This window comes from Hydrogenophilus hirschii (assembly GCF_054656675.1).
Genome location: NZ_BAAHXQ010000003.1, coordinates 320,537 through 333,580, shown reverse-complemented (window position 1 = coordinate 333,580; position 13,044 = coordinate 320,537). Strand labels below are relative to the sequence as shown.

At 65.6% G+C, this 13,044-nt stretch carries 9 protein-coding genes; 7 read left to right on the top strand and 2 right to left on the bottom strand.

Annotation, left to right across the window (positions count from 1 at the left end):
* Positions 1 to 65: 65 nt before the first annotated feature.
* The 3 genes from ACYQ4Z_RS10460 (at position 66) to ACYQ4Z_RS10450 (ending at position 4,910) form a co-directional block, all read left to right on the top strand.
* Entirely contained in the window at positions 66 to 1,304 is a 1,239-nt protein-coding gene (locus tag ACYQ4Z_RS10460; protein ID WP_459860983.1) for an exo-beta-N-acetylmuramidase NamZ family protein, read from the top strand.
* An 88-nt stretch (positions 1,305 to 1,392) separates the two neighbouring features.
* Complete coding sequence (locus ACYQ4Z_RS10455; RefSeq protein WP_459860982.1) at positions 1,393 to 2,352, top strand: ABC transporter substrate-binding protein; 960 nt, start codon at positions 1,393 to 1,395, stop codon at positions 2,350 to 2,352.
* Positions 2,349 to 4,910, top strand: a complete 2,562-nt coding sequence (locus ACYQ4Z_RS10450; protein ID WP_459860981.1) for a putative bifunctional diguanylate cyclase/phosphodiesterase — start codon at positions 2,349 to 2,351, stop codon at positions 4,908 to 4,910. The genes ACYQ4Z_RS10455 and ACYQ4Z_RS10450 overlap by 4 nt, the downstream gene beginning before the upstream one ends.
* Here the strand turns inward: ACYQ4Z_RS10450 and ACYQ4Z_RS10445 are convergent.
* Positions 4,838 to 7,951: a multidrug efflux RND transporter permease subunit gene (locus ACYQ4Z_RS10445; protein WP_459860979.1), complete on the bottom strand. Its 3,114-nt coding sequence runs from the start codon at positions 7,949 to 7,951 to the stop codon at positions 4,838 to 4,840. The genes ACYQ4Z_RS10450 and ACYQ4Z_RS10445 overlap by 73 nt on opposite strands.
* A 4-nt stretch (positions 7,952 to 7,955) precedes the next feature.
* Positions 7,956 to 9,107, bottom strand: coding sequence for an efflux RND transporter periplasmic adaptor subunit (locus ACYQ4Z_RS10440; protein WP_219972997.1), 1,152 nt, complete (start codon positions 9,105 to 9,107; stop codon positions 7,956 to 7,958).
* Positions 9,108 to 9,242: 135 nt separating this feature from the next.
* On the opposite strand from ACYQ4Z_RS10440, the gene recA reads away from it, so the two are divergent.
* From recA to rpoN, 4 genes are read left to right on the top strand one after another with little or no spacing between them, the layout of a single operon-like run.
* Positions 9,243 to 10,322: a recombinase RecA gene (gene recA / locus ACYQ4Z_RS10435; RefSeq protein ID WP_219972996.1), complete on the top strand. Its 1,080-nt coding sequence runs from the start codon at positions 9,243 to 9,245 to the stop codon at positions 10,320 to 10,322.
* Between the two features lie 39 nt (positions 10,323 to 10,361).
* A complete protein-coding gene (locus ACYQ4Z_RS10430) occupies positions 10,362 to 10,862 on the top strand; it encodes a regulatory protein RecX (protein ID WP_219972995.1) in 501 nt (166 codons plus the stop codon).
* A 4-nt stretch (positions 10,863 to 10,866) separates the two neighbouring features.
* Positions 10,867 to 11,589 carry an LPS export ABC transporter ATP-binding protein gene (lptB, locus tag ACYQ4Z_RS10425; RefSeq protein ID WP_283249601.1) on the top strand — a complete coding sequence of 241 codons (723 nt, stop codon included), beginning with the start codon at positions 10,867 to 10,869 and terminating at the stop codon, positions 11,587 to 11,589.
* A complete protein-coding gene (gene rpoN / locus ACYQ4Z_RS10420; RefSeq protein ID WP_219972993.1) occupies positions 11,586 to 13,031 on the top strand; it encodes an RNA polymerase factor sigma-54 in 1,446 nt (481 codons plus the stop codon). The genes lptB and rpoN overlap by 4 nt, the downstream gene beginning before the upstream one ends.
* Positions 13,032 to 13,044 lie beyond the last annotated feature (13 nt).

Here is a 13,044-nt window from a genome sequence, read left to right as displayed (position 1 = left end):
ACGCAGCATCACGCAGCGCTCTGAAGCGCACGGTGCATTGGCGCTCTGGCTGGTGCGTTGACCCGATGGTGCGCACCGGCCTCGACCGTCTCGTCACCGAACCCGAATGGGCGCAGCGCCTTTCGGGGCGGCGGGTGATGCTGCTGACCCACCCCGCCGCGGTGACGGGACCGGCTGCACCGTTTCCGCCGCTCACCCATGCCGCGACCGCGCTCGCCCAATGGCTCCCCACGGTCGGGGCGCGCCTGACTGCCCTCTTCGGCCCGCAGCACGGGGTGCGCGGCGACAAGCAAGACAACATGGTCTTCTCCGCCGACGAAATCGACCCGCACCTGGGCATCCCCGCGTTCAGCCTCTACGGCGAACGGCTCAAACCCACCCCGGAGCAGCTCGCGCACGGCGACCTCTTGCTCGTCGACCTGCAAGACGTCGGCTGTCGCGTCTATACCTACCTCACTACGCTACGCTACGTGCTCGAAGCCGCCGCGGCGGTTGGGCTGGAAGTGTGGGTGCTCGACCGCCCCAACCCCATCGGCCGCTGGGTCGAAGGCTTCTGCACCGAACCGGGGTGGGAGAGCCTCGTCGCAGCAGGCAGTTGCCCGATGCGCCACGGCCTCACGTTGGGCGAAGCGGCGCATTGGTTCGTCGCCACCCGGGCGCTCGACCTGCCACTCACGGTCGTCGCGCTGGCGGGGTGGGACCCGGACGCCGCGCCCGGCTACGGCTGGCCGCTTGTGACCCACGTCTGGATCCCACCCAGCCCCAACGCCCCCACGCCGTGGATGGCGCGCTGCTACCCGGGCACGGTGATGGTCGAAGGCACCACCCTCTCGGAAGGACGGGGCACGACGCGACCGCTCGAATGTTTTGGCGCGCCGTGGCTCGATCCGGAGCGGCTGCTTGCCGAAATGGCGCGGCTCGCGCCCGAATGGCTCGCTGGCTGCGTCCTGCGCCCGATCTGGTTCGAGCCCACCTTTCACAAACACGCTGGCGAGCGATGCGGCGGCGTGATGATCCACACCGAACCGCCCGTTTTCGACCCAGCGCGCTTCCGTCCGTGGCGGCTCGTTGCGCTCGCGTTCAAAGCAATCCACCACCTCTGGCCCGACGCGCCGCTATGGCGTGCCTTTGCGTACGAATTCGAAACCGAACGGTTGGCGATCGACCTCATCAACGGCGGACCGCGGCTGCGCGAATGGGTCGAGGACCCAAGCGCCACCCCTGCCGATCTCGACGCGCTTGCCTCTGCCGACGAAGCCCGGTGGAATACCGCAAGGAGCGCATGGCAGCATCGCAGCGGTTGAGCCACTCGGTGGTGACCGCGCAGCTGCAGCAATTGACACAGCGTGTGTCGGGAATAGAATTATGGATAGAGTTGTGCGGAGCACTTCGTTGTTCAGAGTTTCACGCCGTGCGTTCCTACGTCACAGCGCCGCCCTGGCGCTCGTGCCGCTCATTACCAGTTGCGCGCCCACGCCACCGTTGAAAGTGGCAACATGGTCTTTTCCTGCTTACGACCTGTTGCGCTGGCGCGTCGCAGACAATGCTGCGATCCGCTGGATCCCGACCGCAGGCGACGCGGAAACCACGTTCCTCCTCCGCTTTCACCGCGCTGATGTGGCGCTGCTTACGCTCGACCTGGCGCTGCGCGAAGCGGCACTCGGCACCCCGCTCACGGTGATCGGGTTGCTCGACGTCTCCCACGGCGCCGACATGGTGCTCGTCCGGGAAGGATTCACCACGCCGGAGCGCTTCGCCTCGGCACGCATTGCGGTGGCGCACACCGGTCTCGGCGCCGTCACCTACGCGTTGGCGCGCCAGGCGCTGGGCCTACCGCTCTCCTGGGAAAACACAGTCGCGATTCCGGTTGCCGAGCAAATTGCCGCGTGGCAAGCAGGGCAGATCGACGCCGCGGTCACCTTCGAACCGTTCGCCAACCGACTCCGCGCGTTGGGCGCTGTCCCACTCATCGATTCGAGCCAATTGCCGCCGCTGATTCTCGACGTGATCGTGGCGCGCAGTGACGTGCTCGATGCCTTGGCATCGTCACTCAGCGCATTGACCCGTGCGTGGTTTTCGGCGCTGGATGCCTGGCGCCGCAATCCAGACGGAACCGCACAGGCGCTCGCCCCCTACCTTGGCGTTGAACCCGGTGCCGTTCCCGCTCTCTTTTCCGGGGTGCACCTGCTCGATTGCGCCGCGAACCAAGAAAAGCTCCGCACCGGATTACACGCCGAGCAAACTGCGATATGGTCGATCTTGACCGCGGCCGGGTTCCCACTCCCGCCGGAACAACCACCACTGCCCACCTCTGTTGCGGTGCTTCCCCCGTGTTCCGAAAGTCCCAGATGATGCTTGAGCAACCCCCTACTTCCACCGCGGTACCGCGGCAACGCTTGAGCGCCCATTTGGAAGCAGCGCTCGTGCAGTTCGTGGTGTGGGTAGTCAGCGTCGCCCTCTGGGTGGGCTGGGTATTCTGGTTTGCTGCTGCAAAGGCTCGAGAAGAAGGCGAAGCGTACCTGCTCGACGAGTTGGCACAAATCGTTCGTTTGGCGGAAACCCTCTGGCCCGCACGACGCGATCTGCTCCGCCAGGAGCTGCATCGGCACTTGGCGCACGACGGTGACCGAGCGGCGGCGATTCTCGATGGCGCAGGAACGATTCTCGTTGCCCATGATCCCCGCTGGGCGGGCCACCCCCTCACCCAAGCGCACCCCCCGCTCGCTCCGCTCTGGGAACGGTTTCGTACGCAAAGATCGCCCTATTGGATCACCCGCTTTGGCGCGGACAACTTGATTGCGTTCGCCCGTTGGGCGCAACCGCCTACTACCGAGCAAGCAGCGGGAGAGGGTACGGTCGTGCTCATCTACGACCTCACGCCCCGCATGGTTGCCGCGCGCAACACCGCCCTAGCGGAAGGGATGCCGCTCCTGTTCGCGTTCTTACTCCTTTTCGCCGCCACCGGCGTTTGGGCGCAGCGCCGCATTCTCCACCCACTCAAGCAGCTCACGCACGCGCTTGCCGAAACCGACCCTTCAGCGCCCCAAGCGCACGAACGGTTCGCTCAGATCGCCGCGCTACCCCAACCCCGCGAATATAGCGAACTGGCAGTGCATATCGCGCGTGCCTATGCCCAAATTGCCGCACAGCACAGCGAGCTTCGCTTGCTTGCCCGTGCCCTCGAAACCAGCCCAGCCGCGATTGTCATTACGGACGCCCAAGCAAATCTGCTGTGGTGTAACCCGGCGTTCACCCATACCACCGGATATTCCCTCGACGAGGTCCGCGGGAAGAACGTGCGTTTCCTCAAGTCGGGGCGAACCGCCGATGGGGTCTTCCGCTCGCTATGGGAAACGCTCGCGCGTGGCGAAACCTGGCAAGGTGAATTGATCAACCGCCGCAAGAACGGCGAAACCTACATCGCAGCGGCGGTGATCACACCGGTGCGCGACGACACCGGCACAACCACCCACTATATCGCGATCGAATTCGATGCCACGCGCGAAAAGGCCCTGGCCGAACGGATCGCTTTCGCCGAATCGCACGATCTGCTGACCGAACTGCTGAACCGCAGCGCGTTTACCGAATCGGTCGCGCACCAACTCAAACGGTGCCACCAATCGCCCGAAAGGGAGGCGGGTTTGTTGGTCGCGATCGACCTCAAAGGGTTTCGCCGCTTCAACGACCGCTACGGCAGCGCGGCGGGCGATGCGCTGCTCAAAGCGGCGGCGCGCGCCCTCACTCGATGCACCCACCAACTTTTCGACCAGGAATCTGTGGTCGCGCGGTTGGGCGCAGACGAGTTCGCACTCCTCGTTCCGCTCATGCGACCGCGTGCGACCGCGCCCACCTCCGATTGGGCCGAAACCGCCGCGACCGCACGGTTGGCGCAACTGCGGGCGTGCCTTCCCAACGAACTGGTGCTGCCCGAGCCGCGCGCGCCCAACTGGCCCAACCAAACCCCGGTGGTGTGGCGTTTAGGTGCCGTGTGTCTCACTGCAGCATTCACCAGCGCGAGCGACGCGATCGCCGCGGCGTCGTTGGCGCTCGCGCGCGCAAAGCGCGACGATCTGCCCTTTGCCTGGTACGACGCCCAAGACGCGCAACAGTTCATGCGCCAGATGGCGATTTTGGAGGCGCTGCAACGTGCGCTCACCACCCCCGACGCGCCCGGTCTCGCGCTGGTCTGGCAACCGCAACTCAAAAACGGCGTCACGCTGGCAGGGGCAGAAGCGCTCGTCCGTTTCCACCACCCCGAACTGGGGCCGATTTCGCCCGCCGAGTTCATTCCGCTGGCGGAGCAGAGCGACCTCATCGTCACCTTGGGCAACTGGGTATTGCGGGAAGCCACGCGGCAAGCCGCAGCGTGGCAGCGCGAGCGCGGTTTTACCGGAACGATCTCGGTCAATCTCTCGCCACGTCAGCTCGTCTCAGGCGATTTCCCGCCGCAGTTGGCTGCGGCGCTTGCCGAAAGCGGATGGCCGGGCAGCCGCTTGACGCTCGAAATCACCGAAAACATCTTGATCAGCGCGCCGGAACAGGCCATCGCGCAGATGCGCACCCTCACCCGCGAATACGCGGTGCAATGGGCGATCGACGACTTCGGTACCGGCTATTCGTCGCTTGCCTACCTCAACGATCTCCCGGTGCATGAACTCAAGATCGACCAGCGCTTCATCCGCCGCTTGGGCGAACACCCCGAAGGACTCCGGCTCGTGCGCGCGATCGTCTCGATTGCCGAAACCTTTGAGCTGCGCGTCGTCGCCGAAGGGGTCGAGGACGACGCCTGTGCCGCGGCGCTCGCCCCGTTCCCCTCGCTTCTGCATCAAGGGTGGCGTTACTGCCGCCCTGCTCCGGCTGCCGAATTCGCCACAACCTGGCTTGCCGGGCGCGACGCGACCAAGCGGTAAAAGAGCGGCGCCCAGAAGATCGCCAAAAAGGTTGCGGCAACCATCCCCCCAACTACACCGGTGCCGACCGCGTGGCGGCTCGCAGCCCCCGCACCGCTGGAGAGCGCAAGTGGCACCGCCGCAAGGATGAAGGTAAGCGACGTCATCAGAATCGGCCGCAGCCGCAACCGCGCCGCCTCGACCACCGCAGCAAGCCGCGACTGCCCTTGCGCTTCGCGCTGGCGCGCGAATTCGGCGATCAGGATCGCGTTCTTCGCCGATAGACCGATCATCACGATCAAGCCCACCTTGAAAAAGACGTCGTTAGGAAGCCCCCGCCACAACGCCGCGCTGGCGGCGCCCAACACGCCAAACGGCACCACGAGAAGGATCGCCGCAGGCGTGCGCCAACTCTCATAAAGCGCCGCAAGCGCCAGATAGACCACCACCACCGCGACGACGAAAAGGAGCGGCGCTTGCGCACCGGCCAACTGCTCTTCGTATGAGGTGGTCGCCCAGGCAAAGTCGTAGCCAGCGGGCAACACCGCGCGCGCCAATGCAGCGATCGCCGCCATCGCCTCGCCCGAAGAGACGCCGGGGGCTGCCTGCCCGCCGATCTTCACCGACGGCACTCCGTTGAACCGATCGAGCCGCGGCGGAGCGGTTTCCCACTGCGCCGAGGCGATCGCCGCCAGCGTCGTCACCTGCCCTTGCCGCCCCATGATCGGGAGCTGCAACACCGTTTCGGGCGCTGCGCGCCACGATGGCGCGGCGCTCATCTGCACCCGCCGCACACGCCCGTCCATGAGAAAGTCCCCCAGGTACGCGGTGCCGAGCGTCATCGCTAACGTCTCGTTGAGCGTCTGTTGGTCGATCCCGTAGACCGCCGCCCGCTCGCGATCGATCGCCAAACGCACCGCAGGCGCCGGTTCCTGCCCTTCCGGGCGCACGCCGAAGAGCCGCGGGTCTTGCGCTGCCGCGGCAAGCAGCCGGTTGCGCGCGTCCAACAGACCGGCGCGCTCCGTGCCGGTGCGGTCCAACAACCGGAAATCGAAACCGCCCACCGCACCGAGTTCGGGAATGGGTGGCGGGTTGACGGCAACAATGAGCGCGTCGGGTAGCCGCGGCGCCAGTTCGCGGTAGGTACGGGCAACGAGCGCCTGCGCGCTCTGGCTCGCCTCGGGCCGTTCGTCCCAATGTTTGAGCGGCACGAACGCAATCGCGGTATTTTGCCCGCGCCCGAAGAAAGAGAAGCCGAGCACCCCGACCACCCGCGCCACCTCGGGCTGCGCCAGGTAAAAGCGTTCGACTTCGCTCAACACCGCTTCGGTGCGTTCGCGCGTGGCGCCAGCGGGCAATTGGACCACCGCGATGATATACCCTTGGTCTTCGTCGGGCAGAAACGCTGTCGGCAACTTCACGAAGAGCCACCCCGCCGCAGCGACGATCGCGCCATAAAGAAGGAGCCAGCGCACAGGCCGCACCACGATCGCCGCGGTGGCAACGCCAAAGCGGTCGCGCAACCAGAAGAAGAAGCGGTCGAAGGCGCGCGGCTGGTGGCGCTTCGGCGCGCGCAGGAACGTTGCGGCAAGCGCCGGGGCGAGCGACAACGCCAGAAACGCCGAAAAGACCATCGTCGCGATCAGAGTGACCGCGAACTGGCGGTAGATCACCCCCACCGACCCCCCGAAAAAGAGGAGCGGCGCGAACACCGCAACGAGCGCTGCGGAAACGCCGATCACCGCGCCGGAGATCTCACGCATCGCCACCACCGTCGCTTCGCGCGGCGACAACCCCTCTTCGACCAGATGGCGTTCGACGTTTTCCACCACGATGATCGCATCGTCGACCAAGATCCCGATCGCGAGCACCATCGCAAAGAGCGTGAGCACGTTGATCGAATAGCCAAGCAGCCACAGCACCGCCGCGGCGCCGGCAAGCGCCACCGGCACCGTCACCATCGGGATCAACGTCGCCCGCAGGTTGCCCAAAAAGAGCCACATCACCAGGAACACCAGCACCACCGCCTCGACGAGCGTCTTCACCACCTCACGGATCGAGATCTCGACGAAGCGGCTGGTGTCGTACGGCACCTCCCACTGGACGCCCGGCGGCAGGAAGGGCTCGAGTTCGCGCATCCGCGCTTTCACCGCGTTCGCCACCTCCAGCGCATTGGCACCCGGCGCGGTGCGGATCCCGATCGCGGCGTTCGGCGCCTGATTGAGCCGCGCCACCACGTCGTACCTGTCGGCGCCGAGCTCGACCTGTGCGACATCACCCAACCGCACCTGCGCGCCGTTCGGTTCGGCGCGGACGATGATCTGGCGAAACGCCTCCGGCGTGGTCAGTTTCCCCTGTGCGGTGAGGATCGCGTTGATCTGCTGCCCCGGCACCGCAGGCAGTTGGCCGATTTCGCCCAACGCCAGATCGACGTTCTGCGCGCGGATCGCGTTCGCCACCGCTGAGGGCGTCAACCCGAACGAACGGAGCCGGTCAGGGTCGAGCCAGATCCGCATCGCGTATTCGGTCCCGAAGAGCACCGCTTCTCCAACGCCTGGGACACGCCGGATCGGATCGAGGATCTGCGCCGCGACAATCGAACCGAGGTCGACGGCCGAATAGCCGCCTTGCGGCGCATTCACCGCGACGATCATCAACCAGTTGCGCTGCGGTTTGGTCACGGTCACCCCCCGCGCCTTCACCTCGTCGGGCAAGCGCGCTTCGACCCGACGGTAGCGGTTCTGCGCTTCGACACTCGCCAATTCCGGATCGGTGCCGGTTTCGAAGGTGAGGGTGAGCGTCCCCTGCCCCAGTTCGGCGCTCGACTCCATGTAAAGGAGCCCTTCGATCCCGTTCATCTCCTGTTCGAGCACCTTGAGGACGTTGTCTTCCACGGTCTTGGCGGACGCCCCCGGGTAGGTCACGGTAAACGCCACCTGCGGCGGCGCCACCGCCGGGTATTGCGCCACCGGCAAATTGACGAGCGCCAACGCCCCGGCAAGCGTGATCAAGAGCGCGATAACCGCGGCGAAGACGGGACGGTCGACGAAAAAGCGCGCCATCGTTTCACTCCTGCACCGTCACCGGCCCACCCGGCGGCTGCAGCCGCGCCTGGCCGGAAACCACCACCGCTTCGCCCCCGTTCAGGCCCGAAGCAACGACGACGTTCTCCCCCGAAAATCCACCCAGCGTTACCGGTTGCAGCCGCGCTTGCCCGTCGGCAACTACCCAGACGAAGAGCCCGGCGCTATTGGAAACCAGCGCGCGTTGCGGTACCACCACCGCTTCGCGCTCCGCGACCGGCACCCGGACCTTCACGAACATCCCAGGCAACCACCGTCGATCGGGATTGGGAAACGCCACTTTCGACGTCACCGTCCCGGTTGCCGGGTCGACCGCAGCATCCGAAACGATCCATTCGCCCATCGCGACCACCGCATCGTCGATCACCAAGCGGGGGGGCGGCAGATGCGCGAGCGTGCGCCGCGCCAACCACTGCGCCTGCGGTTCGGTAATCAACGCATGGATCGGGTCGAGCACCTCGATCGTCGTGAGCAGCGTCGCCTCCCCGTGGCCGACGAGCGCCCCCTCGGTCACCAGTGCGCGTCCCGCCCGTCCGGCGATCGGCGCGGGCACTTTGGCGTATTCGAGATTGAGCGCCGCTTGGGTCTTTTGCGCCTCGGCGGCCGCCAGATTGGCGCGCGCCACGTCGCGCGTCTGGGGCGAAGCGAACCCTTGGCGCACCAGCGCCTCTTGCCGCTTCAGCTCGGCCCGCCGCTGCGCAACGAGCGCTTCGGCCGCCTGAAGCGCGGCACGGTAGGGGCGGTCGTCGAGCGCAAAGAGGGTCTGCCCCGCCTGCACTTCGCTCCCTTCGCGGTAGCGTTGCGCTTCGACGATCCCTTCCACCCGCGCGCGCACCTCGGCTTTGCGGCTTGCGGCAAGCCGCCCCGGGACGTCGGTTTCGACCACGACGGTTTCGCGAACCGCGCGCACCACGACCACCGTCGGCAACGGTTGCGACGCCTTGCCCGCCGCTGCCGTCGGCTTCGACGCCTCTTGCGCGGCCTGCGCCGCGTTCCCGAGCGGCCCCCATACCGACGCTGCGGCAAACACCCACACGACACACCGCAGTAAGGACGACATCGGTCGCGACGATGCCCGCAGCGCATCGGGTACCCCTTCGCCCTGCGCCGCGCCGCGCTTCTTCCCTATGCTCATTCGCTGCAAACTCCCTTGTTGGCTTGATCACCAGTATCTGAAAAAATGACCATAGAGTCAATAGCTGGGTGCTTGCACGCACCCGCCCCACGCGCTACCATTGCTGCGATACCAAAATTGCGACAGGAACCCGTGATGAACGAAGAAAAACGCAAAGCGCTACAGGCGGCGCTCGCTCAGATCGAACGGCAGTACGGCAAAGGGGCGGTGATGAGCCTGGGGCAAGACCGCGTCGAACGCAACATCGAAGCGATCTCCACCGGCTCGTTGGGGCTCGACATCGCGCTCGGTATCGGCGGTTTGCCGCGCGGCCGCGTGATCGAAATCTACGGCCCCGAATCTTCGGGCAAGACCACCTTGACGTTGCACGTGATCGCCGAAGCGCAAAAACTGGGCGGCGTAGCGGCGTTCATCGACGCCGAACACGCGCTTGACGTGCAGTATGCGAAAAAACTGGGCGTTCAAATCGACGAACTGTTGGTTTCGCAGCCCGACACGGGTGAGCAAGCGCTCGAGATCGCCGATATGCTGGTCCGCTCCGGCGGCGTCGATGTAATCGTGATCGACTCGGTCGCAGCGCTCACCCCGAAAGCAGAGATCGAAGGTGACATGGGCGACGCCCTACCCGGGTTGCAGGCGCGCCTCATGAGCCAGGCGCTGCGCAAACTCACCGCAAGCATCGCCCGCACCAATACGATGGTGATCTTCATCAACCAGATCCGGATGAAGATCGGCGTGATGTTCGGCAACCCCGAAACCACCACCGGTGGCAACGCGCTCAAATTCTACGCGAGCGTGCGCCTGGACATCCGCAAAACCGGCACGATCAAAAAGGGCGACGAAGCGCTGGGGTCGGAGACCCGCGTCAAAGTGGTGAAGAACAAAGTGGCTCCGCCCTTCAAAGAGGCGAGTTTCGACATCCTCTATGGCGAAGGGATTTCGCGCGAAGGGGAGATCATCGACCTCGGCGTGCAATACAAAATCGTCGACAAAACCGGCGCGTGGTATGCATACGAAGGACAGCGGCTAGGGCAAGGCAAAGACAACGTCCGCGAATTCCTGAAACAAAACCCGGCGCTGGCGCGGGAGATCGAAAACCGCATCCGCGCCGCGGTCGGGCTGCCCCCGTTGCCTGCGCCAGACGCTCTGCCACAAGGGAGCACGGCTCCCCAGGATGGTGCAGCAGCCGAACCCAGTGATGCGACGGCGACCTGAACGGATGCCGCCCGCTTTCGCCACTCGTGACCCAGCGGCATGAGCCCCGTTCGTTCCGCCTCCGCACACACGAGCGCGTCACCGTGGTCGATCGCGCTGCGCCTCTTGGCCCGCCGCGAATACACGCGTGCCGAACTCGCCGCGGCGCTCGCGCGGCGCGGGATAGCGGAGAAGACCGTAGCGGAACTGCTGGAACGCGCCGAACGGCACGGTTTTTTGAGCGACCGGCGCGCTGCGTCGCTCCATGCCCGACGGCTCGCCGAACGACAAGGCAACCGCGCGATTGCCTACCGGCTCCACGCCCGTGGGGTGAGCGACGCGGACGTCGCGCAGGCGCTCGCTGAAACCGAAGCCGAACTGGGTGACGAGCGCGAACGCGCCGCTGCGGTCTGGCGTAAGAAATTCGGATCCCCGCCCACGACCCCGCAGGCGTGGCAGAAGCAAGCCCGCTTTCTGGCAGCGCGCGGCTTTTCGTGGGAGACGATCCGCGCGCTCCTCTCCGACCCGCCCGAAGACGTGGCGCTGCCACCGGATGTCTAAAACCATGTCGCTCTTGATCGTCGAAAACCTGCGCAAGCGTTTCGGCGCACGCGCCGTCGTCGATGGGGTCTCTTTGACCGTCGCGCCCGGCGAGATCGTCGGCTTGCTGGGACCGAACGGCGCGGGCAAAACCACCTGCTTCTACCTCATCGTCGGGCTCATTCGCGCCGACGAAGGGCGCATCCAGCTCTCGGAGCACGACATCACCCACCTGCCCATCCACCGCCGCGCCCGCTACGGGCTCGCTTACCTACCACAAGAGGCGAGCATCTTCCGTCAACTCTCCGTTCGGGAGAACATCCGTGCGGTACTGGAATTGCACGGCGTTCCCGCGCCGCAGCGCGCCCAGCGGGAAATGGCGCTCCTCGAAGAGCTGGGGATCGCCCACCTGGCCGATCAACCCAGTGTGGCCCTCTCCGGTGGCGAACGGCGACGGCTCGAAATCGCGCGCGCGCTCGCGACCGACCCGCGGCTCATCCTCCTCGACGAACCTTTCGCCGGAGTCGACCCGATCGCGGTCCTCGAAATCCAACGGATCATCCGCTTCCTGCAAAGCCGAGGTGTGGCGGTGCTCATCACCGACCACAACGTGCGCGAAACGCTCGGGATCTGTGACCGCGCGTCGATCCTCGCCGACGGCCAAGTGATCGCCTCCGGAACCCCGCACGAGATCGTTGCCCACAGCGAAGTCCGCCGCGTCTATCTCGGCGAACAGTTCCGCCTATGAAAACGCTAGGCACGGGGCTTGCCCTCAAACCACAAACGTCGCTCACCCTCTCGCCGCAACTGCAGCAGTCGCTGCACCTCCTCACCCTACCTGCTGCGGAACTCCGCCAGGCGATCGAAGAAGCGCTCGAACAAAATCCGTTCCTGATCCGCGCCGACGAATGGGAAGAAACCGCGACAACCGGCGCCGAAGTGACCCACGCAGGAGCCACCCCAGCGGCGCCGAACGACACCGAACGCGTCGAAGCAACCGTCCCGCCCGCCGAAGCGAGCGAATCCGTACCCGATGACACCCCATACGACGCCTACTGGGAAGGGGTCACCCCGGGAATCGCCCCGGAAGACGAGCCGTTCGACCCTTACCGAACCGCCGTCGCGCCCGAGGGGCTCACCGAACACCTCACCGCCCAAGCCGAACTCACGCTTCTTCCCGAAACGGTACGGCAACACGTCCTGCTGTTGATCGAGGCGCTCGACGACAACGGCTACCTCTGCGCGCCGCTGGCGGAAATCGCCCAATGGGTCGATCCCCCCGCCGATACCGAAACCCTGGAAGTCGCGCTCAAAGTATTGCAGCGCTTCGACCCCACAGGGGTCGGTGCGCGCTCGCTCAGCGAATGTCTCTTACTGCAACTGGCAGAACGCCCGGCGTCACCCGAACGCACCCTCGCCGAGCGCCTCGTGCGCGACGCACTTGAACTCTTGGCCAAACGCGACTACGCCGGGTTACGCAAAACCCTGGGCTGCAGCGAAGCGGAACTCAAAGCGGCGATCGCGCTCGTCGAATCGCTCGACCCCAAACCGGGGCGCCGATTCAGCACCGAAACGGCGCCAACCGTCATACCCGACCTGATCGTCACCCCAGAGGGAGATCGTTTTCGCGTCGACCTCAACCCGGCGGCGTACCCGCGCGTGGTCGTCTCGCCGCTCTATCAAGCGTCGATCGGGCGCAAGAGCCCGGAAGCGTGGCGAACTCGGCTTGCCGAAGCGAAGCAGTTCGTCAAACAGCTCCACCAGCGCGCTTTCACTTTGCTGCGCGTCGGGCAGACGATCGTCGACCACCAGGCCGATTTCTTCCGCTACGGCGAACGCGCCTTGCAGCCGCTCACCCTCAAAACCGTGGCTGAGGCGCTCACGCTGCACGAATCGACCATTTCCCGCGTCGTCGCCGGCAAATACCTGCTCGCTCCGAACGGCCTCTTCGAACTCAAAACCTTTTTCAGCGCAGCGCTCGCCACCGACGACGGCGACGCCACCTCGGGCGCCGCGATCAAAAGCCGGATTCGCGCACTGATTGCCGCCGAAGACCCCCATCGCCCCCTTTCCGATACCGCGATCGCCGATCGACTCGCTGCCGAAGGCATTGTGATTGCCCGCCGAACCGTGGCAAAATACCGCGATTCACTTTCGATTCCGCCAGCGAAATTGCGAAAAAGGCTCTAATACCACTTCAGGA

Coding starts and splice junctions, on each gene's coding strand:
- rpoN (WP_219972993.1), top strand. CDS start 11,586: ATGAAAACGCTAGGCACGGGGCTTGCCCTCAAACCACAAACGTCGCTC.
- ACYQ4Z_RS10440 (WP_219972997.1), bottom strand. CDS start 9,107: ATGAGCATAGGGAAGAAGCGCGGCGCGGCGCAGGGCGAAGGGGTACCC.
- ACYQ4Z_RS10430 (WP_219972995.1), top strand. CDS start 10,362: ATGAGCCCCGTTCGTTCCGCCTCCGCACACACGAGCGCGTCACCGTGG.
- ACYQ4Z_RS10450 (WP_459860981.1), top strand. CDS start 2,349: ATGATGCTTGAGCAACCCCCTACTTCCACCGCGGTACCGCGGCAACGC.
- recA (WP_219972996.1), top strand. CDS start 9,243: ATGAACGAAGAAAAACGCAAAGCGCTACAGGCGGCGCTCGCTCAGATC.
- lptB (WP_283249601.1), top strand. CDS start 10,867: ATGTCGCTCTTGATCGTCGAAAACCTGCGCAAGCGTTTCGGCGCACGC.
- ACYQ4Z_RS10445 (WP_459860979.1), bottom strand. CDS start 7,951: ATGGCGCGCTTTTTCGTCGACCGTCCCGTCTTCGCCGCGGTTATCGCG.
- ACYQ4Z_RS10460 (WP_459860983.1), top strand. CDS start 66: ATGGTGCGCACCGGCCTCGACCGTCTCGTCACCGAACCCGAATGGGCG.